Source organism: Mesorhizobium sp. M7A.F.Ca.CA.004.04.2.1, from assembly GCF_004022825.1.
Lineage (GTDB): Bacteria > Pseudomonadota > Alphaproteobacteria > Rhizobiales > Rhizobiaceae > Mesorhizobium.
Map to the genome: position 1 here is coordinate 1 of NZ_RZPH01001694.1, position 587 is coordinate 587.

The 587-nt window shown below is 63.0% G+C and carries 1 protein-coding gene and 1 pseudogene; both read right to left on the reverse strand.

Translation table 11 applies throughout. The annotated features are described in order from the left end of the window. Positions 1–94: pseudogene (locus EN893_RS39770) on the reverse strand (protein-export chaperone SecB); the annotation flags it as partial. Positions 95–224: 130 nt separating this feature from the next. Continuing rightward, a partial coding sequence (locus tag EN893_RS37035; RefSeq protein WP_164901550.1) for an FxsA family protein occupies positions 225–587 on the reverse strand: 363 nt, incomplete at its 5' end.

Here is a 587-nt window from a genome sequence, read left to right on the forward strand (position 1 = left end):
CCTTCACATATTGCGCCAGAACGTTGAGCGACGGCTGCGCCGCATTGCCGTTTCCGTTGGCTGCGCCGACCGGCGCGTCATCTTTGCTGGCCATAAGCCTTGTCCTCTTGCCTGGGCAGCGTCGCTGACCGAATTGAAATCGGGCGTTCGCTACCATGGCGGGGATGACAAGACAAGGTTTGCCGCCTTGCTTCCGGGCTGCGGGATGGAGATGGGACGGCGCCCTAATCGTCCTTCAGGCGGCGCCACGGCGAGTTGTGGTCCGGTCCGCGCTTCAGATCGTCTTCGCGCGAATAGTCGCCGTCTTCGAGGTCGATGACCCTGTCGCGCCGGCCACGAAAACCGCCGGTCGAGAAATCGGTGGCGACGACAATGCGGCCCTTGAACCGGCTCCAGGCAAAATCGCGCAATGGCGGCAGGAACAGCAGCAGGCCGATGATGTCTGATATGAAGCCGGGGATGATCAGGAGGATCGCCGCAACCACGATCATGGCGCCGTGCGCAAGATGGCGGCTGGGGTTCTGGCCGGCGGCCATCTCGGTGCGGATGCGGGCCATCACACCAAAGCCCTGGTATCGGAGCAAAAG